General features: G+C 32.5%; 26 protein-coding genes. All 26 read right to left on the bottom strand.

Features of this window, described 5'->3' with window-relative positions; all coding sequences use genetic code 11:
• Window positions 1–54: 54 nt before the first annotated feature.
• Entirely contained in the window at window positions 55–1,725 is a 1,671-nt protein-coding gene (locus PHR76_RS03105; protein ID WP_300058456.1) for a formate--tetrahydrofolate ligase, read from the bottom strand.
• Window positions 1,726–1,795: 70 nt separating this feature from the next.
• Window positions 1,796–1,984, bottom strand: coding sequence for a DUF2892 domain-containing protein (locus tag PHR76_RS03100; RefSeq protein ID WP_300058453.1), 189 nt, complete (start codon window positions 1,982–1,984; stop codon window positions 1,796–1,798).
• Between the two features lie 5 nt (window positions 1,985–1,989).
• The gene (locus tag PHR76_RS03095; RefSeq protein ID WP_300058450.1) at window positions 1,990–2,301 is read right to left on the bottom strand and encodes a hypothetical protein; all 312 of its coding nucleotides are present in this window, start codon (window positions 2,299–2,301) and stop codon (window positions 1,990–1,992) included.
• 74 nt (window positions 2,302–2,375) lie between these two features.
• A complete protein-coding gene (locus tag PHR76_RS03090) occupies window positions 2,376–5,567 on the bottom strand; it encodes an efflux RND transporter permease subunit (RefSeq protein ID WP_300058448.1) in 3,192 nt (1,063 codons plus the stop codon).
• A gap of 84 nt (window positions 5,568–5,651) precedes the next feature.
• Window positions 5,652–6,749 (bottom strand): efflux RND transporter periplasmic adaptor subunit, encoded by a 1,098-nt coding sequence (locus PHR76_RS03085; protein WP_300058446.1) that lies wholly within the window; start codon window positions 6,747–6,749, stop codon window positions 5,652–5,654.
• 137 nt (window positions 6,750–6,886) lie between these two features.
• On the bottom strand, window positions 6,887–8,200 hold the full coding sequence (locus PHR76_RS03080; protein WP_300058444.1) for a TolC family protein: 1,314 nt from the start codon (window positions 8,198–8,200) through the stop codon (window positions 6,887–6,889).
• Window positions 8,201–8,361: 161 nt separating this feature from the next.
• A complete protein-coding gene (locus tag PHR76_RS03075; RefSeq protein ID WP_300058443.1) occupies window positions 8,362–8,493 on the bottom strand; it encodes a hypothetical protein in 132 nt (43 codons plus the stop codon).
• A gap of 150 nt (window positions 8,494–8,643) precedes the next feature.
• Window positions 8,644–10,104: an FAD/NAD(P)-binding oxidoreductase gene (locus tag PHR76_RS03070; protein WP_300058441.1), complete on the bottom strand. Its 1,461-nt coding sequence runs from the start codon at window positions 10,102–10,104 to the stop codon at window positions 8,644–8,646.
• A 172-nt stretch (window positions 10,105–10,276) separates the two neighbouring features.
• On the bottom strand, window positions 10,277–11,131 hold the full coding sequence (locus tag PHR76_RS03065; RefSeq protein WP_300058440.1) for a restriction endonuclease: 855 nt from the start codon (window positions 11,129–11,131) through the stop codon (window positions 10,277–10,279).
• A gap of 11 nt (window positions 11,132–11,142) precedes the next feature.
• Window positions 11,143–12,039, bottom strand: a complete 897-nt coding sequence (locus PHR76_RS03060; protein WP_300058439.1) for a hypothetical protein — start codon at window positions 12,037–12,039, stop codon at window positions 11,143–11,145.
• 2 nt (window positions 12,040–12,041) lie between these two features.
• Window positions 12,042–12,485 carry a DUF2141 domain-containing protein gene (locus tag PHR76_RS03055; RefSeq protein WP_300058438.1) on the bottom strand — a complete coding sequence of 148 codons (444 nt, stop codon included), beginning with the start codon at window positions 12,483–12,485 and terminating at the stop codon, window positions 12,042–12,044.
• Window positions 12,464–12,868: a hypothetical protein gene (locus PHR76_RS03050; protein ID WP_300058437.1), complete on the bottom strand. Its 405-nt coding sequence runs from the start codon at window positions 12,866–12,868 to the stop codon at window positions 12,464–12,466. Before PHR76_RS03050 ends, PHR76_RS03055 begins: the two co-directional genes overlap by 22 nt.
• A gap of 19 nt (window positions 12,869–12,887) precedes the next feature.
• Window positions 12,888–13,619 (bottom strand): TIGR00730 family Rossman fold protein, encoded by a 732-nt coding sequence (locus tag PHR76_RS03045; RefSeq protein ID WP_300058436.1) that lies wholly within the window; start codon window positions 13,617–13,619, stop codon window positions 12,888–12,890.
• 11 nt (window positions 13,620–13,630) lie between these two features.
• Window positions 13,631–14,755, bottom strand: a complete 1,125-nt coding sequence (locus PHR76_RS03040) for an ABC transporter permease (RefSeq protein ID WP_300058434.1) — start codon at window positions 14,753–14,755, stop codon at window positions 13,631–13,633.
• An 80-nt stretch (window positions 14,756–14,835) separates the two neighbouring features.
• The gene (locus PHR76_RS03035; RefSeq protein WP_300058432.1) at window positions 14,836–15,942 is read right to left on the bottom strand and encodes an ABC transporter permease; all 1,107 of its coding nucleotides are present in this window, start codon (window positions 15,940–15,942) and stop codon (window positions 14,836–14,838) included.
• Window positions 15,943–16,100: 158 nt separating this feature from the next.
• Window positions 16,101–16,835 carry an ABC transporter ATP-binding protein gene (locus PHR76_RS03030; RefSeq protein ID WP_300058430.1) on the bottom strand — a complete coding sequence of 245 codons (735 nt, stop codon included), beginning with the start codon at window positions 16,833–16,835 and terminating at the stop codon, window positions 16,101–16,103.
• A 44-nt stretch (window positions 16,836–16,879) separates the two neighbouring features.
• Entirely contained in the window at window positions 16,880–17,776 is an 897-nt protein-coding gene (locus PHR76_RS03025) for an ABC transporter ATP-binding protein (RefSeq protein WP_300058428.1), read from the bottom strand.
• Between the two features lie 29 nt (window positions 17,777–17,805).
• Window positions 17,806–18,177: a hypothetical protein gene (locus PHR76_RS03020; protein WP_300058426.1), complete on the bottom strand. Its 372-nt coding sequence runs from the start codon at window positions 18,175–18,177 to the stop codon at window positions 17,806–17,808.
• 39 nt (window positions 18,178–18,216) lie between these two features.
• Window positions 18,217–18,501, bottom strand: a complete 285-nt coding sequence (locus tag PHR76_RS03015) for a hypothetical protein (RefSeq protein ID WP_300058424.1) — start codon at window positions 18,499–18,501, stop codon at window positions 18,217–18,219.
• Window positions 18,498–18,962 carry a hypothetical protein gene (locus PHR76_RS03010; protein WP_300058422.1) on the bottom strand — a complete coding sequence of 155 codons (465 nt, stop codon included), beginning with the start codon at window positions 18,960–18,962 and terminating at the stop codon, window positions 18,498–18,500. The genes PHR76_RS03015 and PHR76_RS03010 overlap by 4 nt, the downstream gene beginning before the upstream one ends.
• A gap of 24 nt (window positions 18,963–18,986) precedes the next feature.
• Window positions 18,987–19,385: a hypothetical protein gene (locus tag PHR76_RS03005; protein ID WP_300058420.1), complete on the bottom strand. Its 399-nt coding sequence runs from the start codon at window positions 19,383–19,385 to the stop codon at window positions 18,987–18,989.
• A 24-nt stretch (window positions 19,386–19,409) separates the two neighbouring features.
• Entirely contained in the window at window positions 19,410–20,009 is a 600-nt protein-coding gene (locus PHR76_RS03000; RefSeq protein WP_300058418.1) for a c-type cytochrome, read from the bottom strand.
• A 50-nt stretch (window positions 20,010–20,059) separates the two neighbouring features.
• Window positions 20,060–20,935: an HlyD family efflux transporter periplasmic adaptor subunit gene (locus PHR76_RS02995; RefSeq protein ID WP_300058415.1), complete on the bottom strand. Its 876-nt coding sequence runs from the start codon at window positions 20,933–20,935 to the stop codon at window positions 20,060–20,062.
• 38 nt (window positions 20,936–20,973) lie between these two features.
• Window positions 20,974–22,221: a TolC family protein gene (locus PHR76_RS02990; RefSeq protein WP_300058412.1), complete on the bottom strand. Its 1,248-nt coding sequence runs from the start codon at window positions 22,219–22,221 to the stop codon at window positions 20,974–20,976.
• A gap of 1 nt (window position 22,222) precedes the next feature.
• Window positions 22,223–22,840 (bottom strand): TetR/AcrR family transcriptional regulator, encoded by a 618-nt coding sequence (locus tag PHR76_RS02985; protein ID WP_300058409.1) that lies wholly within the window; start codon window positions 22,838–22,840, stop codon window positions 22,223–22,225.
• 90 nt (window positions 22,841–22,930) lie between these two features.
• The gene (locus PHR76_RS02980) at window positions 22,931–23,140 is read right to left on the bottom strand and encodes a hypothetical protein (RefSeq protein ID WP_300058406.1); all 210 of its coding nucleotides are present in this window, start codon (window positions 23,138–23,140) and stop codon (window positions 22,931–22,933) included.
• Window positions 23,141–23,164 lie beyond the last annotated feature (24 nt).

Here is a 23,164-nt window from a genome sequence, read left to right as displayed (position 1 = left end):
TTATTCTTTTAATAATGCGGTTCTTTAAAAAAATGTAGTTTTATTTCTTTTAAATCAACTTAATCCAGAAACAACGCCGTTGTGGTCAATTTTAATATTTTCGGCATTAGGAACGGCTGGCAAACCAGGCATTCGCATCGTTTCGCCTAAAATTGGAATAATAAAACCAGCTCCCGAAGCAATTTCAAATTCGCGTACCGTAATTACAAAACCTTCTGGTCGACCGCGTTTAGATTCGTCGTCAGAAAAACTTTTTGGTGTTTTTGCAATACAAATCGGATAATTAGCAAAACCAAAATCGTTGATTTGCTTTAATTGGGATTTTGCTTTCGCAGAAAATTCAACTCCAGCAGCTCCATATATTTTAGTGGCAATGGCTATAATTTTTTCTTCGGGTGTTTCTTCAAAACGATATAAAGGTTGGAATGCAGCTGGATACTTTTCGATATGTTTGACCAATTCGTTAGCCAAATCAACCATTCCAGCTCCACCTTCTGTAAAACCTTTACCAACAATTGCTTTTGTACCATAGCAATCGCATAAATTTTTCACCAATTCAATTTCTTCCTCAGCATCACCTGGAAAAAAATTAATTGCAATCAGCGGATTGAGACCAAAAACTTTCATATTTTCAATGTGCTTGGCAAGATTAGGCAAACCTGCTTTTACTTTCTCTACGGAAGGAGTTCCGTATTCAGCTTTTAAGGCTCCACCATGATGACGTAAAGCACGAATCGTTACTACTAGCACAACGGCATCAGGTTCTAATCCAGAAACCGCACATTTAATGTCAAAGAATTTTTCGGCACCTAAATCGGCACCAAATCCAGCTTCTGTAACCACATAATCTCCTAAAGACAAACCCATTCGGGTTGCAATAATAGAGTTGGTTCCTTGTGCAATACTCGCAAAAGGACCGCCATGAAGAATGGCAGGATTTCCTTCGAGGGTTTGTACCAAATTTGGTTTTATGGCGTCTTTTAGTAAAACGGTTAACGCATCGGTCGCTTTTAAATCATGGGCAAAAACGGGTTCACCAGTAAAAGTAGCTCCGATATATATATTGCCTAAACGTTCTTTTAAATCTTTTAAATCATCGGCCATGCATAAAATTGCCATGATTTCTGAGGCTGGTGTAATATTAAAACCATCTTGTCTTGGGATTCCGTTTGCAGAACCACCCAAACCAATAATGATATTTCGAAGGGCACGGTCGTTCATGTCCATCACTCGCTTCCAAACAATGGTTCGAGGATCAATATTTAAATTATGTGTTTTGCTTTGTAAATTATTATCAATTAAGGCTGCCAATAAATTATTTGCTTTTTCGATGGCAGAAAAATCGCCCGTAAAATGCAGATTAATATCTTCCATCGGAATCACTTGCGAATAGCCTCCGCCGGCTGCTCCGCCTTTCATACCAAAAACAGGACCAAGCGAAGGTTCGCGTAGCACAGCAATAGTCTTTTTTCCAATGGCATTCATTCCGTCTGTCAATCCAACAGAAACCGTTGTTTTTCCTTCACCGGCTGGAGTTGGCGTGACTGCAGTGACTAAAATTAATTTCGCTGTTTTTAGTTTTTTGCTGTCGATTAAAGACAATGGTAATTTTGCTTTGAATTTGCCATAATATTCCAAATCATCTTCTGGAATAGCAAGTTTAGCAGCAATTTCTTTGATGTGCTTTATTTTGGCAGATTGAGCAATTTCGATATCTGAGTACATAGTTTTACATTTTTTCTTCTCCGAAGGTAGTCATAAAACTAGTACGCTGAAATGATATTTATCAGAAAAATTAGTCTTTTACTTTAAATACTTTTCGAAGAATATCTCCCAATAAACACCAATTTGTAAAGGTAGATTGCACTAAATTTGCTCCTACAAATAACGTAAACCACAACCAATTTTGATTGACATACATTCCTAATAAAACAGTTATTATTATAAATATTCCTGCTATTCTTTTGATTAATTTATTTACCATTTTTTCTATTTTTGATTTGATTTTTCTATGTTTACTACTGCCAAATGTATGTTTGATAGTGTTTTTTGTTGCACATTAAATTCATTAATATTTTCAAACAAAGCCTCAACATGTTCTTCTTGTACAAAAGCATAAAATAAGATAGAATCTGTTTTGTTCATTTCGCTAGAAAACCAATTCGATTCTATAGCATCTTCTGTACTATCTCGATATCCAATCACATCTCGATACGAAAACGTACTAACTTTTGCGTTTTTTAATTGTTGTTTGATTTCTTTTTCAAACTCTTTTATTGCGGTGATTATAAGTAGTTTCATTTTTAATTTGTTTTTATTAGTTTAAGGTTTAAAGTTTAAGGTTTTGAACTTGAAACCTTAAACTTTAAACTAAATTATTTCTCCCATTTTTTACGTTCTACGATGTAGTAAATTAAGGGCACCACTAATAAGGTTAATACTGTTGAAACAATTGCTCCTGCTACTAACGAGATGGCTAATCCTTGGAAAATTGGGTCAAATAAAATGATTGATGCTCCAATAACAACCGCTCCAGTAGTTAATAAAATTGGTGTCGTTCTTACTGCACCCGCTTCAATAATAGCTTGTTTTATGGGTGCTCCGTCGTTTAATCGAATTTCGATAAAATCAATTAGTAAGACCGAGTTCCGCACCATGACTCCTGCTAAAGCAATCATTCCAATAAAAGAAGTTGCTGTAAAAAACGCTCCTAAAGCCCAGTGACCTAATACAATTCCGACTAACGATAACGGAATGGCAACCATCATAACCAATGGTGTTTTGAAGTTTTGGAACCAACCGACAATCAACATGTAAATAATTACAATTACGATTAAAAAGGCTGCACCCAAATCACGGAAAACTTCTAACGTAATTTGCCATTCTCCATCCCATTTTACAGTAAAATCACTTTCATCAGATGGTTGTTCCATGTATAATTCATTGATTTTATACCCTTTTGGAAGTTCGATTTTTTGTAATTTTTCATTCATTCCTAAAATAGCATAAACAGGACTTTCTAAACCTCCAGCCATGTCTGCTAAAATATAAACTACCCTTTTTTGGTCTTTTCTATAGATGGTTTTTTGAAGTGTTTGTTCTTTCACTTTAACCAAATCACTAACTGGAACAACGTTACCTCGACTACCTTTGATTTTTAAATTTTGAATATCTTGTAAAGTTGTTTTGTCTTTATCATCTAATGATAATACGATGTTGACATTGTCATTTGAATTTTCATCATATAAATTAGAAACAGGCATTTCACGCAATAAGTACGTCAAATTACCAACTATTTGTTGTGGAGCAATTCCGTTTAACATCGCTTTCTCTTTGTCTACTTCTAAACGATATTCTATTTGATTATCTTCCACCATCCAATCCGTATCAACTACATCAGCTGTGTTTTCTAAAATAGATTTTACTTGACTAGCGACTTTTATTTGGTCTTCGTAATTTGGTCCATAAACTTCTGCAACCAAGGTTGAAAGTACTGGTGGACCAGGTGGAACTTCAACAATTTTTACATTAGCTCCATATTTTTTCGCAATTTTTTGAATTGTTGGACGTACTAATTTTGCTATATCGTGACTTTGTAATTTTCTGTCTTCTTTATGTAATAAATTGACTTGAATATCAGCCATGTTACTACCACCACGTAAATCGTAATGACGCACTAATCCGTTAAACGTAATAGGTGCAGAAGCTCCAATATAATTTTGATAATCTACAACTTCTGGAACAGTGGTTAGGTATTGTGCAATTTCTTGTGTAACCATTGCTGTTCTTTCTAAAGTAGTTCCTTCCGGCATATCAATTACTACTTGGAATTCGTTTTTGTTATCAAATGGCAACATTTTTACGGTTACTGATTTGGTAAAGAACATCAACATCGAACCAATTAATAAAATGCCCGTAATTAAAAACATGAGGTTACGTTTTTTAGAACTATCTAAAAAAGGTTGTTCTATCTTTTTATAGATTTTAAAAATCATAGAAGTCTCTAACCCTTGTTCTTCTTTATGACCTTGCTCGTCTTTTTCTTGCAATAAATGATATCCTAAATAAGGAGTAACCGTTAACGCTACAAACAAGGACAATAACATGGCAATAGAGGCACCAATTGGCATCGGACTCATATAAGGCCCCATCATTCCTGACACGAAAGCCATTGGCAAAATAGCTGCAATTACGGTGAACGTTGCTAAAATGGTTGGATTTCCTACTTCATTAATAGCATAAATAGCAGCTTGTTTAAAGGGCAATCGTTTCATTTTGAAATGTCGGTGCATGTTTTCGGCAATAATGATACTATCATCCACTACAATACCAACCACAAATACTAGGGCAAAAAGGGTAATTCGGTTTAATGTATATCCTAATAAATAATAACTAAACAAGGTCAATGCAAAGGTTAATGGTACCGAAAAGAATACTACTAAACCACCTCGCCAACCCATGGCTAGCATCACTAAAATAGTTACGGCCAAAATGGCAACTCCTAAATGCAGTAACAACTCACCTACTTTGTGAGAAGCTGTTTCTCCATAATTCCGCGTTACATCAACATGAACATCTGTTGGAATGGTGTTTTTCTTAAGGGTTTCAACTTGTGCTAGAATTTTATCCGCAATTTTCATAGCATCAGCTCCTTTTACTTTAGAAACTGAAATCGTTACCGCTGGATATTCTGACTTACTTTCTTTAAATTTTTCATTCGCTTTTCCATAGCCAAAAGCTACATAACTTTTTGGCGAAGAGGGTCCGTCTTGAATGGTTGCCACATTTTTTAAATAGACAGGCATATTTGCATTTACGCCAATTACCAAGTTCTCAACATCTTCTGACGTTTCTAGAAATTTGCCTGTTGTAATTAAAAATTCTTTATCGTTATTAACAATACTTCCTGATTGTGAACTGCTGTTATTAGCTTGTATCATTTGCATAATACCTAAAGCATCAACCCCATTTTCGGCCATTTTATCTTTATCTAAAATGACTTTTAATTCACGGTTTCTTCCTCCAATTACTTTGGTAATCGAAACATCTTTTACTTTTTTAATTTCAGAAGTAACTTCTTCGGCAATTTGACGCAATTGAAAATCATCATATTTTTCACTCCAAAGCGTTAATCCCAACATCGGTACATCGTCAATAGAACGCGTTTTTACCATAGGCGGATAAACTCCTTGTGGAAACATATTTTGATTTTTCATTAACTCATCGTACAATTTCACATACGAGCGTTCGGTATCTTCGCCAACATAGAACTGGACAATAATCATCGCTTGACCATTCATCGCCATACTGTGTACGTGTTGAACACCTTTTATATTTGAGATAATCTTTTCTAAAGGCTTGATTACTCTGCTTTCTACCTCTGTAGGATTTGCTCCAGGATAACCCACCATGATGTCGGCCATTGGAACATTAATTTGTGGTTCTTCTTCCCTTGGAATTAGAAACGAACTATAGACACCAATAATCATTAAGGCTGCCATTAATAAAATGGTTAACTTAGAGTTAATGAAAAGATTGGCTATTTTACCTGATATACCTTCTTGCATAATTTTATAATTTGAAAATGTAATGATTTGGAAATTTGAAAATGACAACAGAAAACATCATTTCCAAATTTTCAAATTACCTCATTATTTAATTGATACTTTAACTCCGTTGTATAATTTTCCCTCTGCGGAAACGATGTATTGTTCGTCTGCTGCTAATCCTGATAAAACCTCAACTTGATCGCCAAAGTTTTTTCCAACTCTTAACCAGCGTAATAAAGCTGTTTTTTCTGAACTTATCGTATAGATTCCAGTTAACTGACCATTCTTAACGAGTGCAGAAGTTGGAACAACTATTTTATTAGAAGATTTAGTTTCTGTTGTTGTTTTTGGTTTTTCAATTGGGAATTTCACATTGACAAACATTCCAGAAAGAATAGTTTTATCTGTATTTTCTAAATTGATTTTCACCAAATATTGTCCGCCAGTATTTGCAGCTGAACCACTTATTTCACTCACTTTTCCTTCTATTTGTTGGTTAGATGATTTTACTAAAACCGTAACAGGCATTCCGTTTTTGATAGAAGTAATATCACCTTCAGAAACCATTGCCATTACTTGCATTAATCCGTTTCCTTCTACACCTACTAAAGGCATACCTGGATTTGCCATGTCACCTTCTTTTACGAAAGTAGTAGTAACTTCTCCTGAAAATGGTGCTGTAATGTTGGCATACGAAAATTGAGCCATTACTTCGTTACGCATTTGTTTTGCACCTTCTAAACCCGCTTTTGCCATTTCATAACGCGAGGTCATGTCGTCTAATTCTTTTTGAGAAGCACTTTGTTGTGAAAATAATGTTTTGAAACGTTCATAATCTTTTTTAGCATTAGTATAACCGGCTGTTGCTTGTAAAATAGAAGCATCAACTTGTGCTTTTTTAGCTTGTAAATCAGAATTATTAATACTAACTAATAATTGACCTGCAGTAACTTTTTGTCCCATTTTAACATGTACTTTGGTTACATAGCCCATCATTCGAGTACTTACAGTAGCACTATTTTGTGATTCTATTTTTCCACTTGCGGTAACGTAAGGGCTGTTACTGTTTTCGGTTGTTCCGCTCACTTTTACAGCTATTGGAGTTTCCGTTGCGATTTCGTTTTTCTTTTCGCCACCACAAGAAGTTAACAAAGCAAAAAGAAAAGCTATAATTGATGTTTTATAAAATATATTCTTCATTATACTATTTTTAAAATTGAAATTGATTTTTGAAATTGTCATTGATATTGATTCTTTTATGAAATACAGATTTGAGAAATTTGAGAATTCTTAAAAAATGCTGTCTTTTCTCTTTCTTCTTGTTTCTTTCTTTCTTCTTATTGGGTTAAAAATTCTAAATATTTTTGTGTGAAATTATAGTCAAAAACTGCTTGTAAATATTCTAACTCTTTTTGGAATTGTAGGGTTTCTGAATTTAATAAATCGGTGGTTTTTTCTAAACCTTCTTTGAAACGATTTTCTCTAATTCGATACGCTTCTTGTGATTGTTCTAATGCTAATTTTGAGAGTGAAACTCTGTTTTCGGCATCTTTTAATTGACGATTGGTTTTGTTTAATTCCAATTGACTTTGTGCTTTATATTGCTCGCTTTCTGTTTGAGCTTTATCTAAATCTGCTTTCGCTTTTTGTAGTTTTCCAATAGATTTGTATCCGTCAAAAACATCCCACGCTAATTGAGCTCCAATAGTATACCCTTTCGCTCCCGTTTGAAAAATTTGCGTATCAAACATCTCATAACTTCCAAAAGCATTTAGTCGTGGCAAGAAACTCATTTTGTTCATTTGTGCCATTTTTTCATAGGCTTCTACCGATTTATCCATGGCCAAAATATCTTTTCTGTTTGAGATTAATTTCGAATCAAAATCATTGATGTCAATTGTTTTTGAAATATCTTCAATCGGTTTATAAACCTTGTCGGAATTGTCTTCATTCAATAAAAAGGCTAAATAATCTGAGGCATTTTGCACATTTGATTTAGCATATTGCCATTGATTTTTAACTTCATTGACCCGAACTTGTACCGAAAGTAAATCGGTTTTTTGAAGCATTCCCTCTTTAGCATAATTCTCTACTAATTTAAGATTTGCTTGAGCAGTTGCATTGGCTTTTGCTAAAACTTCTACTGCTTTATAAGCCAATTGTAATTGCATAAATGCTTTATTTACTTCCAATTGTAAATATTCTTTTGTGCGTTCGGTTTGCAATTGAAATGCTTCAAATTTTGATTTTGCAGCTTGTCTTCCATAAAAACCATCTACATTAATAATAGGTTGCAAAACATCAATTTTAGTAGCATAATTTTGCGTTTGATTAGGATTGTTTAATAAAGCTGGATTAAAATCGGCTGCCGTTAATACTTCTTGGTTTAATTTTGACCCAAAAGCCATTAATGGATTAGAAGTAGAAATAGCGGTGTGTGAAGCCGAAATACTTGGCAAAAACAACGAATTGGATTGATTATAATCTGCTTTTGCTGAAGCTGCATTTTTTTCTGCAATTTTAATTTGCAAATTATTTTCGTTGACTCTTTCTAAAATGACTTTTTTAGAAAGCGGAATAGTATCTTGCCCTTTAGCATTATAAGCTATGGCAAACACTCCAATAAAAGTTAGTAGTAATTTATTCTTCATGGTTATTCACTTATTTTGAGCAAAAATACAGTAAGAAAATAGCGTAGACAGTAACAAGAGTTACACTGTTGTGTAATAAAATTAAAAGAGGTTGCTTACTTTCATAAACAACCTCTCAGACTAACCAATAATCTAAAAAACAATCATTCAATTAAAATGATTTACGATCTTGTTCCTCCATGACCTCCAGCTACAATTTTAATAATTCTAATATTTAAATAGAAAAATTTAAAAAACTGTATAAATAGATTTTGCATTTTAGAACGCTGTGCTTTTGATATTCTTTGTGTCATTTTTATAGGTTTTAGGTTGTGGGTTGTGGGTTGTGGGTTAAAATAGATAATTATTCTAAATCTATTAACTATTCATCTATCATCTTTTTTCTTTTTCTTTTTTCTAAAGTTTATTCAGGAATTAACCTTTTTTAAGTTTATCCCTGAATTTTATTCAGGAATTAACCACCAAAAAGGTTTCATTTTTGCTTTATAGATGAAAGCATAATGCAAGGCTAATTTGACCCAGTGTCCGGCTAAACCAATATCTCCAAAGGTTTTGTTTATGTCTCTTCCTCCAGTATCGGCATATTTTTTATAATCGGGAACAATTGGAAAAGTGGTAATACTTACACCACTACCCTTTGTCATTCCGTATCCTGCAGATGCAATACATGCTGCACCCATATTTCCCATCGAGCCTTTGTGATGTAGCGATTCTTTTCCTAATTTGATAGAATCGATAATATTTTCAGCTACTAACCTTGCCGTAATTCCTGACGGCATTCCTGTTCGTGGTGGAGCTGGAGTTATATCCGTTCCGTTTTTGCTTTTTCTTGGTTTTGAAATGGAATGAGGTGGTGCAAAAGCAATTCCAGGAGCAAAAATATTTTTGTAGGATGGATTTTGATAGGTTTCAGGCCAATCCTGAACCGTCCATTCCTCATAAGGTTTTGGCGTATAATCAGCATCCACAATCATAAAACCTTTGAATAATTTATCTGTAATATCGGTATCATTTTTATCAAATCCTTTAAAACCATGTCCTGAAAAAGCTGGAATTAGCATCGCAAAATCAAATTCTTGCGATTTATATTCACCTTCTAAATTTTCATAATGTGCAATTCCGTCTTCTACTTTGTTCACACCAGCACCTAAAATCCATTTGATGCCTCGGTCTTCAAAAATCATTTCAATCATGTCTTTCGATTTCATGTTGAAACCATTATAATCTAATAACATGCCATCCATACCAAAATCACCTAAATGGTACTCATTTGAAATCCAAGTAATTTCTGCTTTGTCTCTTACGCCATGATTTACCAATTCTTTTTCTACATTTAAAATATATTCAAAGGCAGCACCTTGACAAGTGGCTTTTGCATGACCTGTGCCAATAAGAATTTTTGCTTTTTTATCGGAAGTTTTTAACTTACTAATCAGTTCTTTTAATCCAGCCCAAGCGTGTTCAGCATGATCATACGTACAAACCGAATACGCTTTATTTGTTCCTGGAACTAATCCTTCGGTCAATTCAAAAGCTAATTTTGGACCGGTAGCATTAATTAAATAATCATAGGTCACGTTTTCTTTCATCCCTTGATTTATGCCATAAACATACTCAACAGTAACAAATGGTTTTTCTTCAGATTTGTTTCCTTCGGGATGAAAAGAAACGACTTTGGCTTGTTTATAACCAATTCCTTTTCTTTTGTATAAAGGTTCTAATGGAAATATTAATTGTTTGGATTTCATTCTGCCAATTCCTACCCAAATATTGGAAGGAACCCATTGGTAATTACGGTTTGGAGAAACCACAAGCACTTCATGCTCCTTTCCTAGTTTTCTTCTTAAATGTGCAGCCGCAGTGTGACCTGAGATTCCTGCACCTAATATGACTATTTTTGACATTTTTATTGGTTTAGTTATTCAAAATTAGACTATTAAATTACTGTGTACAGCAACATTTGTTACACAACGAATTTGTTTTTTTATAACTCCAAAAAAAAATTATTTAGTTAAAAATCACTTCGGATTAATTGACAAAATCGCAGTGTGTTTTAGCCTGATTGCTCGTTTTTTTTTAGTAGGCTGAACTATTCCGGCACAAATCTTTTACTTCTTTTAAAACATGTTTAATTCTTATCTCTGATAATCCAATGTTTTTCAATTTATCAGAAGCATGAATCAATTCTTTAACCAAGATAACATCGTTTTCAATGAGCTGGTGCATTTCTTTTTTTGATAGCGTTGTTAACGTAGTAACCGGATAGAGTGCCAAGGTATCAATGTTAGCTTTTAAACCATTATTTTTTGGATAATCCCAGCTTAACATCGTTAAGCCAACACATTTTCCATAATTTACAGCATCTTCTGTAAATCTGGTATTGGTTACTAACCAACCTTGTTTTAAATGTGTTTCATTGTTTGGATTTGTATTCCATTGTTTTTGAATATCTAAAAATCTCGAATTAATATAGAGTGGAATTCTTACGTTGCTTGTAGCTCTGCCATCAGAATGAAATTTGCATTCAATTGCATAAACAAAGCCTTCTTTTTCAGCTAAAACATCAATTTCATGGGTCACACATTCACCATTTAGAATAACATTAACACTGGTTTTAAAACCCTTTTCTTTTAATAAGGCAGCAACAAGCCTCTCAAAAGGATAGCCAGTTGGACCTAAATCAAATAGTGCACGTTTTAAACTGTATCGAGATGCAGATATTCTGTTCTGTTTTTTCAGTAAAGCATGAGCTCTTTTATAGATTTCATTCGTTGATATTCCGTCATATATAAAGGGCTGAATTTTAATTAAAATGGTTTCAATTTCGTTTTTTGACGCACCGCATGATTGGAGTGAATACTCTAATTTTTGAATAGAAAAAGGTTCTATCTCTAGTGATGCTTTTTTAATAAATAGTTGATTTTCTTTCATAGCTAATGTTTTTAAAAACGTAAAATTTCAGTCATCATTCCAAAACGAATTACAGCTATTTGATGATTAAAATAAATATTATAATAATCCATCCCGTGATAAAATTGAATAAACAATCCGATATCTTCCAAAAAACTTGGATGATAATAGAATGTTAACTTTGCATTTATACGATCTAAATCAAAAAATTTCAAGTCATTATAATTATCAAGCATCACTGTAGTTTCTGCTTTGAGTGAAAATTTTGCACGCTCTTGATTTCTTGCTTTGTTAATGGGAAACTTAAATGAGGTAAAAGAACTATTCCATCTTAAACCGCTATAAATTCCGGGTAATTCTTTAAACATCCAATATTTTGGATGAATTTCAATAGCGTTTTTTATGGTTTTAATTGCTTTTAAGTCATTGCTATATCCCGTTTGGAGAAAACCAAATTCTATAAAATTCGTGGAAAAATTTCCTGTTTCTAAATTTATTGAACCATTTTCATCATAAAACTCACCATCTTGTCCATTTGAATGATGGGCTAATCTTCCGAATAAAACGGAATAATCTAATTCTGTTTTTTTATTTAAAAGATAGTATATTGATAATTGAGGAATATAACTGGGTGTTTTTACAGGATAAGAATCTTCATCATACATCCTAATAATAATTTGAGGTGTTAATAAAGCTAACATTTTAGAGTCTTTTCGTTTTCTTATGACAAATGAAGGACTTATATTGGCTTCAAAAAGTAATGGTTCGATATTTCCAACATCAATTGGAAAGGTAACATAACTATCGCTTTGGTTTATTAATGCTATTTTTAATAATGATAGTTTGGGCAAAAGAGAGTCTGCTTCCTGTCCCACTAACTGGAATATATTATTAAAAAACAGTAACCAAATGATTATTAAAATCCGCATTTTTATTTATAAATTACTTTAACTGCTATAGTTGTGTTTTTGTTTAAGTTAAAACCTGCTTTTTTAAAATTTGGACGATTGTTTAAGCCAAAATCATCATAATTAGAAAATCCAACTCCTTCTTTGGGCAATGGTAACATCATTTTCTTATCAATTTTACCATTACTATTTTCATCATGCAAAATGGTTATCGCATAAAAACCAGAAGGCAACTTATCAAAGGTAAATGTTGCTTTATTTTCTACAATATACAAAAGCTCTTTTTTGTAAAAGTGTTCAAATTTTTCATCCGGAATTGAGCCGTCTTTATTATATAATGCGATGACAACAGCACCGTTAGAGTTTTTTAAATCGTTGACTTTTATAGTTAAAGAATAAGAATTCGTCGGTGTTTTTATCATCGGTGCAAACCATAAAATCAAACTTAAGAAGCATACTTTTCCCATGTTTCTGAATTAAATTTAATAAATAAGTAAAACAATAAGGTTAGAATTATTCTAAACCCCAAAGCATAAATCGTTTTAATTTCAAAATTTCCTCCATTTTCAACATGAATATAAAGGCTAAAAAAAGCAACGAGTAATATAATAAATGAAAATTGTATTGGCTGTATTGACCATAACTTATATTTAAGCAACCCAAAACTTGTAATTAAATAAAGAATACTACTTATAAAATTAGCCCAAACGATAAACCAAACATAGCTTCCTTCTTTGGCTCTCATTCCAAATAAATCAAAGAGTATTGAACTGCTTAAAAACAATGTAAGCAGAGCAAATACAGCTAAAACAAGAGCACTTATTGTGTTGATAGTTTTATTATTATTCATCTAACCTTAAAAATTTAATTTATTCTCCAAGCCACCATTTTGGTTTGACTTGTTTTTTTATCAAACCGAACTTTTTAATTGAGTATTGTTCAATATGAGAAATTAATTCTTCGACAGAATCAGTTACAAATAACAGTTTCATATCTTCTGGACTAATGCTTTCATTTTGAGCCATTATTTGAATATGTTGGCATAATTCTTTATGATATATCGAATCGAAAATTACAACCGGAAAATCTTGAATTACTTTGGTTTGAATGAGTGTTAAGGCTTCAAAAAGTTCATCTAAAGTTCCAATTCCTCCCGGCATTACCACAAAAGCATATGAGTATTTAACGAGGATAACTTTGCGTAAAAAAAAGTAAGGAATATCAATCCATTTATGCAAATACGGATTTTGTTTTTGTTCAAAAGGCAGAATAATGTTGCATCCTACAGAATATCCACCCGCTTCAAAAGCACCTTTGTTTGCTGCTTCCATAATTCCTGGTCCACCACCTGTCATAACCGTGAAGCCAGTTTTTGCTAAAGCAGCACCTATCATTTCTGCATTTTTATAATGAGCCGAATCATTCGTAAATCTTGCTGAACCAAATACCGTAACACACGGACCAAGAAAGTGCATTTTTCTAAATGCTTTTATAAAGTTAAAAAACACTTTAAAAGCAAAGGTTAACTCATTAAAACGCGATAAAGGCCCTCTAACAAACAAGTTTTCATCTTTAATTAATTTTAATTTGTTTGTTTTCATTTAGATTATATTTAAGATGTTTTTTTATAACTCCAAACGGCAAAACCATTGATAACAAATGCATACAAAGCAATTATGCCAATTTGTTCTTTTATATCATTAAACCCCGCTCCTTTTAGCATGACCATTCGAATTACTTCTACAAAATAACGGATAGGATTAAAATACGTTACATTTTGAGCCCAGGTTGGCATGCTTTCTATTGGTGTAAAAAGTCCGCTCATTAAAATAAAAATCACCGTAAAAAACCAGGCAATAAACATCGCTTGTTGTTGGGTATCGGTATGATTAGAAATAAATAATCCAATGCCTAAAATCAATATTAAATAAATAGAAGTAAATCCGTAAATCAAGAAAATATTACCTAAAATGGGTACATTAAAAATCACTTTTGCAATAACTAACCCAACTGTTAAAATGACCAAACCTAAAACCCAAAATGGAAATAACTTACCAATAATAAATTGATACTTTTTAATTGGCGTAACATTAATTTGTTCTAGGGTTCCCACTTCTTTTTCGCGAACAATATTCATGGAAGATAAAAACAAAGAAAGCATCGTAACCAATAATACCAAAATACCTGGAACCATGAAGGTTTTATAATTCAGCGTTTTGTTATACCAAAAAGATGGAATTGTCATGATATTTTCAGGGTGCACCCTATTACCCTGATGATAGGTGTGTAGTTTAGGTTGCAAGGATTGATTAAAACCGGTGATAATTTGTGTAATATAAACGTTTGAAACACCAGCGGCAGCTCCGTCTATCGCATTGATACTAACCGAAAGATCGGTGCTTTGTTGTTTGATTAAATTTCGCTCAAAATGAGTGGGAATTTCAAGTATAACATCTACACTTCCTTTTTGCATTTGTAAATCCGCTTCTTTTTTAGATTTAAAATCGGTTACGACGTTAAAATAAGTAGATGCCTGAAACTTACTAATCAACTCGCGTGAGGCTGCTGAATGATCGTTATCTACAAAAGAGAATTTGATGTTTTTGACTTCAAAACTCGCTGCATTGGATAGAATAACCAATTGTAACAAAGGCAAAATAAAAATAATAGGCAACATGCTTTTATTTCTAAAAATTTGCTTGAATTCCTTTTGTATGATGAATAATATCGTTTTCATTTTTTTTGCTGCTAAGACGCAAAGACGTCAAGTTTTTATTATTGAAATTGTTATTGTCATTGCAATTGCAATTGAATGATTTATTCTAATCGTATTTTGTATTTTTTAATGCTAACGATAATATAAAATAGTGTCATGGCTACTAAAATCAAGGTTTCCTTCCAAATTAGCACAAAAGAAGCTCCTTTGAGCATGATGGCTTTGATAATGATAATGAACCATTTGGCCGGAATAATATTACTGATAACTTGTAACGGTAATGGCATGCTCGAAATCGGGAAAATGAATCCAGACAATAAAATTACGGGCAACATGAGTCCAAATAGCGAAATCATCATAGCCGTTTGTTGTGAATCGGCTAAAGTGGAAATCAAAATCCCTAATGCTAGAGCACAAATAATAAATAAAACACTTTCTACCGCTAATAAAAACAAACTCCCTTCCATTGGCATCTTGAATACGAAATAGCCTAAAAGCAAAATAACGGCCGCGTTGATTACTGATAAAAAAATGTATGGAAAAACTTTTCCAATAATTACTTGAAACGGTTTTAAAGGCGAAACTAACAAGATTTCCATGGTGCCTAATTCTTTTTCGCGAGTGATTGAAATAGACGTCATCATGGCAGAAACAAGCATTAAAATAACCGTCATTACTCCAGGAACAAAGGTAAAAACGCTTTTCATCGCTGGATTATAAAACAGCTGTGTTTGCGTTTGAATTTGATAGGCTTGTTTGTTATTTCGATTTTTTTCTTGAATATGGTTCTGTAAAATTGAAGCAATATAATTAGAAATAGTATTCGCCATATTCGGGTCGGTTGCATCTGTAATTACCTGAACTTTTGCGTTTTTTTGCGTTTGTAAATTTTTTATAAAATCAGCTTCAAAAACTAAAACGGCTTTTACTTTTCCTTTTTTGAAAACGGATTCGATTTGTGATTCGGTTGTTATTTCTTGTTCTATATTAAAATAAGAAGAATTGCTAATTTTTTGAATTATTTTATGTGTTTCTACATCCTTCGACTGATCTAAAATAGCAATATTTACGTTGTTGATTTCGTTTGTGATGGCGAAACCAAACAGCATAATCTGTGCTATTGGCATTCCGAAAAGGATAAACATAGAACGTCTGTCACGAAAAATGTGATAGAATTCTTTTTTTACAAAACCGATGAATCTTTTCATTTTTAACTTTCAGTTATTTCTTTTTTGAACCAGTAAGAAATTAAGGTTCATTAAGTTTGTTTGCCACATTTTTTTCGGAAAACAGATTTAAGAAATTAGAGAAATCAGTAAAATCTATTCTCTTTTTAAATCTTACTACTTACTACTTCAATCTTAAACTATTCTATATTCCTAGCTAATTTCAAAAACACATCGTTCATAGAATCTACGTTGAATTGTTCTTTTAGCTTTTTGGGTGTGTCAAGTGCTTCAATCACGCCGTCAACCATAATGGAAACGCGGTCGCAATATTCGGCTTCGTCCATGTAATGTGTCGTTACAAATAGGGTTGTGCCTTTGTAGGCTTGGGTGTAAATCATTTCCCAAAATTGTCTTCTGGTTATTGGGTCAACACCACCTGTTGGTTCATCCAGAAAAACGATTTTAGGTTCGTGTAACAAAGCAACTGAAAAGGATAATTTTTGTTTCCAACCTAATGGCAAGGAACTCACTAAATTATTGACCACGTTTTGCATCTCTAATTCGGAGATGAGTTGTTTTGTTTTTTCTTTAATTTGCTTTCGCGATAAGCCATAAATTCCACCAAAAAAAGTGATGTTTTCTTTAATGGTTAAATCGTCATACAAAGAGAATTTCTGACTCATATAGCCGATGCTTTTCTTAACTAAATCGGCTTGAGTGGCGACATCTAATCCAGCAACAATGGCGCTGCCAGAAGTTGGATTTGAAATACCGATTAACATTTTCATAGCGGTTGTTTTTCCAGCTCCGTTAGCTCCAAGGAATCCAAAAATTTCTCCTTTGTACACATTAAACGTAATTCCTTTGACAGCAGTAAAATTGCCAAATTTTTTGGTTAAATTTTCAACTTGTATGATTGGTTCTAAATTCATATTATTTGTACATACCTACAAGGTTTTAGAAACCTTGCAGGAAATTATAAATCCATAAATACATCTTCGATGGTCGTTTGGGCTGGTTTTATGATGATATCCGAATGTTTTTTGTTTTCTAAATACGCTACGATTTCTTTCGGATTGAAATCTGTCTTTTTATCGATATAGTGAATAAATTCGCCAAAAGCATACACACTGTAATAACTTGGATAGTTTTTTAAATCATGTATTAAACCATGGGTATTTTTAGATTGAATATCATAAATTACTTTATCATAATTGGCTGTAATGGCTTGTGGCGAATCAATTTTTAATACTTTCCCTTTTTGAATTAAAGCAATTCGATCACATAGAGCGGCTTCATCCATATAGGGTGTAGAAACTAAAATAGTGATTCCTTTTTGTTGCAATCGTTTGAGCATTTGCCAAAATTCTTTTCGAGAAACTGGGTCAACTCCTGTTGTGGGTTCGTCTAAAAACAACACTTTTGGAGCGTGAATTAACGCACAACACAACGCTAACTTTTGTTTCATTCCACCTGATAGGGCTCCTGCTCTTCGGTTTTTAAACGGTTCGATTTGAACGTAAATATCTTCGATTAAATCGTAGTTCTCTTCGATGGTTGTTCCGAAAATAGTAGCAAAAAAAGTCAGGTTTTCTTCGACTGTTAAATCTTGGTACAACGAAAACTTTCCAGGCATATAGCCAACCGAATTTCGGATGGCTTTATAATCCTTCACCACATCAAAATCGATAACCGTTGCTTTTCCTTCATTTGGAATTAAAAGCGTCGTTAAAATTCTGAAAATAGTCGTTTTTCCAGCTCCATCTGGCCCAATTAACCCAAATAATTCGCCCGAATTTACTTCAAAAGAAACATTGTCAACTGCTTTGAGTTCATTGTATGATTTAGAAATATTTTGGACAGAAATGCTCATTTATTAAATTATGAGTTATGAGTTATGAGTTATTTTATTAATAGAAAATTGCTTTCTACTTCTGCATCAACCCAATGTTTCACGTTGGGTTCAATTTTTACATAATCACCGGGTTTTAAGTTCATTTTCATACCTTTTTCGTCACCATAGCTACCCCTTCCTGAAACGCAAACCAATAAGGCAGGGACTTTTGTAATGTGTTCTGCTAATTGTTTGTCTTTAGCGATTTGTAAAGACATTACTTTGCTTTCTGTTGGTACAAACAATAAACTAGTTTGAACATCTTTTTGTTCGATATGCAAGTCTTTTAAATTCATTGCTTTTACTAATTCTGGTTTTGTTGGAACTGATTTACAACTGAATAAAGCAAAAACAACAAGTACTACTATTGATTTTTTCATGATTTTGGTTTTACTGGTTTTTAATGATTTTATCAAAAATTATTTAATTAATAAAAAATTACTCTCTTCAATAGCATCAACCCAATGCTTTACGTTTGGTTCAATTTTTATGAAATCACCGGACAGTAAACTGATTTGTTGTCCGTTTTCATCATTAAAATTTGCTTTTCCTAAAACACAAACCAATAAAGCGGGGACTTTTGTGAGGTGCTCTTTTAATTGCTCTCCTTTTGCAATTTGCATCGCAATCACTTTTTCCGTTGGTTCAAATAACACTGCGGTTTGAACCGCTTTTTGCTCGGTATGTATGTTTTTTAAATTCATTCGAAATAGCGATTAAAAGTGTTTAATGATTGCTGGATATTTGCAAAGTTTTCGCTTGATTCCTCTTCTGAAAAAGCATCAATTAAATCAATATAAGGAACTAGCCATTTGTGCAATTCATCATGAGCTTGTCCTTCCATAGTGCAATTTGAAGTTAATAAATCAAGATTTTTTTTCAATTTTTCAGGTAACAATTGATATTCCTTCGGATTGTCTATACTAACCGCTGCAATATCTTTTTCCATGTTTCGAATGTGTAACATCATATTGTCGTCGACTTTCCATTTTTGTCCGTCGTTTAAATGAATCGTGAGTTCGTCGGAATGATCGTGATTATGCTCGTCATGGCCAGTTGTTTCAACAGTTTCTGTTGTTTCTGCAGCCTCAGTTTTCACCTTATCGTTGCACGAAAAAAGGAAGAAAGTTGCTAATCCAAGTGTGCTAATTTTTAGTTTGTTCATGATTTTTAATTTTAAATTTATTAATTAGTATTGGTTTATATTTTTCTTGTTAATTGTATAATAGGCAAATGCTGCAAAAAATAAGGTTACAGTAATTCTAAAAATCATTGCACCTATCGTTTTAGTTTCATAAATGCCATCTGCAGAGATATAAATAATAAAACTTATAAATGCATTTATAAGAAGTAAGGCTGAAATTCCTAAAATAACAGCTGCCCATTTTTTATTTTTAATTATTCCATAACTAGCAATTAAGTAAATGAAACTACTGATAAAGTTTGCCCATACAATGAAAAGCACATAATTTCCTTCTTTGGCTCTAATTCCAAATAAATCAAAAATTACCGAAGCACTCAAAAATAGAGTCAGCAACCCAAAAATAGCTAATAAAAAAGTTAAACTATAGGAAATAAATTGTTTCATTTTAAGTTATAATTATTTGAATTTTTAGTTATTAATTTGTTTGTTTTTTCCTTTGCCCATTCCTTTGCCCTTTTTATGATTTTGTTGAAGATGGTCTTCAAACCATTCTGGCGTTTCAATTTCATTGTCAAAAACATAAACTGCTATTTTTGTTAAATCATCCTTTGCAAATGATTGCTTTGGCATCACTTTAAACTTATCAACAGCACCAAACATCAATGCGTTTTCAGCTTTTGGGTCACTTGCATAGTCTACAAATGCTTTAACAAAATCTTCTTTTGAATCATATTCTTTTAAATACCTTCTTTTAACCGCAATCATAGGCGGAGCAATGATATCGTCATGGGATTTTGTGGTAACACTATGGCAAGCATAACAATTTTGTTTCATTAAAGTCAATCCGTCTTTGCTTTTAGTTTTTACATTTTTTTGTTCAGAATTCATCGATTCAGTATATACTAGTTCAGAACTAATAGTTATAGGGTCTGTATTTTCTTCGCTATTTTTTGAAACTTTTGCAATTTCCGTTTTAATTTGTTCAGATGAATTCTCCGTTACGTTTTGTTTATTACAGCTTGAAAAAGCTAGTAATAACAAGGTCAGTTTTATTAATTTAATTTTCATTTTGAATATTTATTAATTTATTTTTTGAGTAACGCAGTTTAAGTTCATCCTTATTTTAACCACACTTCTGCTGGCATTCCTATTTTTAAACTGCCGTCATTAGTAACGATTACTTTTACAGCATAAACCAAATTGACTCTTTCCTCCTTCGTTTGGATAATTTTTGGAGTAAATTCTGCTGCTGATGAAATCCAAGAAATTTTTCCTTTATAGCTTTTAGTTCCTTCATTTTCGTCAATCAAAACACTAACCTCTTGACCTACTTTTATAGATGATAATTGTGTTTCGCTAAAATAAACACGTAAGGTCATTTCAGATAAATCGGCAATCTTGTATAAGGGTTTTCCAAAAGATGTAATTTCATTTGGTTCGGCATATTTGGTTAAAACTGTTCCTTTAATCGGGTTTACAATTTTTGATTTTTTGAGTTGGTCATTAATTTTTTCTATTTGTACTTCAATCGATTTTACTTCATTTAGTATGGGTGCGTTTTGCGTTTCTACACTATTTATTTGTTGTTGGAGCACTTTTACTTTACCATAAATTTCATCTACTTGTCGCTGGGTTGCCGCATTTTCATTAAACATAGTGGTGATTCTATTTTGTTCAATTTTAGCCGTTTTTAACTGCTCTTGAATGACGCTTCTTTGCGATAACACATTGGCCGATTTGGAATAAATGGTCTTTTTTGAAGCTATTAATTGCTCTTTATTTAAATACAACTGAATGGTGTCGATTTGTCCAATAACCGTTTCCTTTTCGAGTAGCATTCCTTCGTCAAGATTTAAAAACTCAATTTTTCCGTTACTTTCGGCAGAAATGGTGACTTCTGTAGCTTCAAAATTTCCGTAAGCATCTGCATCATTATCCTCCTTGTTGCAAGAAAATAAGGTTAATGTGATAAGTATAGTTAGTATATTTTTCATATGATGATTTTTATTATTTTTTGACTTTTAACTTGCGACTAATTTATTCCTTTACTAGTTTGATAATTTATTTTTGCTAATTCAAGTTGGGTTTGGTGTACTTTCTGATTGGTTTTAGCATCAAAAAGATGATTCAATTCAATTACATAATCAGAAGAAGTAATCACCCCATTTCGCAATTGAGAATCGGAAGATTGTACTACTTTTTCACGCAACTGAATAATTTGGGTATCGGTTTTAATCAGGGCATCTATTTTAGAGATTTCCGATTGCAGTTCGTTTAATAGCATTTGATTGTTGGTTTCAAAGGTTTCCTTTTCAGTGGTTACAATATCTTTGGCAATAGCTAAGGCCTGTTTTTCTGCTTTGGATTTATTCCAATCAAACACATTCCAGTTCAACTTTAAACCAACCATATAAAAATCTTGAAACGAATTATCTAACATATTTAAACCTGGATTTCCAAAACCTGCTTGACCAAAAGCATTTAATTTGGGTAAATTGTTTTTAGAAATAATACGTTCAGAAGCCTCAATCTGTGCTTGTTGCAATTCAAAAAATTTGGTTTCAGGACGAACACCTTTTTCGCTAATATTCGTGTTTGGTCTTTCAAAAATGGCATTTTCTTCTATGGAACTGGCTGTTAAACTAGCTAAATTTTGAATTTCTTTTATTCTCAAAAACCTGTTTTCGGTTAAAGCTTGTTCTAGTTTTAATAATTCAGCCTCTAAAACTTGTTCAGAAGATGGTAATATCGCTCCGTTTTTAACACCCGATTGTACTTCGTTAATTTTAGTTTTAATCGTGTTTTGTTTGTCTATCAATAACTCACGTTGGTCTTGCCACAATAAAATCATCATATAAGAAAAATTGATTCGCGATTTAAGTTGATACAAATTAACCGCCACTTGTTGTTGTTGCGTTAACATTTGTGCTTCTTTAAATTTTGCGTTGGCATCAATTATTCCACCGTTATAAATCAATTGATTTACATCTAAAATTGCTCTGTATTGATCTTTATTTATAGGTTCTACTCCTGGCATTGGTGTTGGCAACCCAATAACATCCGATTGATATGTTGCTTGTGCGTTCAGGTTAATGCTAGGTAATTTTGCTTTATTTAAAGCAGCTATTTCATAAGTAGATTTTTCTTTTATCAAGTTGGTTTGCTTGGCAATTGGATAATTTTTCTCGACCAAATCATAACATTTATCAAGTGTTATGATTTGTTGTCCAAAAATCGGAACTGTAAATAAGGTAATTGAAATTAAAATAAATCGTTTCATATTATTGACGTTTTATTGAATTGATAATGAAATTAGCCACTTCGGTTTTACGGCTTTCCAAAAAATCCTTATAAGTCTTGTCATCTTTATTTGCAAAAGCTTTGATTAACGGTTTTCCTAAAAAAGGAAAAATATTAAGAGCAATAATGTTGACAAAAAGTTGATCTGCTTCAATCGGATTTAAAATTCCACGACTGATTTCACTATCCAACTTTGATTTAAATTTCTCTAGTTTAGGAAAACCCGTATTTTGTTTCAATAATTGAATAAAATCTTCTTTACGGTTGAGTTCCTGGAAAATAAAATTTGGCAAATAAGGATGTTTCATCATAAAAGTAACATAGTTAAACGTAAAATTTTTAATCTTGTCCTCAATAGAAGAATCATCATTCAAAATAGCGTTTAACTGCGGAGCTAATAGCAAAAAAGCGGATTTAAACACAGCTTCAAAAAGTTTTTCTTTACTTCTGTAATAATAGTGAAGCATTGCTTTGTTTATACCCGCTTGATCTGCTATTTCTTGCATTCGAGCACCTTCCATTCCTTTTGCCTGAAATACTACTTTGGCAGCTTCCAGTATTTGGTGTTCTGTAGTTTCTTTATTATCTGTGTTTTTCATTCCGACTAAATAGTTTAACCATTTGGTTGACAAAGATACAAAAAAAAGCATTCCTTCTACAGAATGCTTAAAAATTATGATTTTTTTAGGTTAACATTTTGTTGAAGAACAACCTTTTGTTGATTTTTTTGATGTGCCGCACGATTTAGAAGATGCTTTAGAAGTATCCTCTTTCTTACTAGAGCAACATTTCTGCTCTTTTTTTGCTGCTTCTTTCTTTTTTTGTTGTGGCTCTTGTGCATTCAATTGAAAAGAAAATAAAAAGACAAAAATTACGATAATAGATGTTAATTTTTTCATGAGTATGTTATTTAAAATTTAATT

The organism is Flavobacterium sp., from assembly GCF_028689845.1.
Classification (GTDB): Bacteria; Bacteroidota; Bacteroidia; order Flavobacteriales; family Flavobacteriaceae; genus Flavobacterium.
Note: the sequence above shows the minus strand (reverse complement) of the source record. Positions and strands in the feature narration are given on the sequence as shown.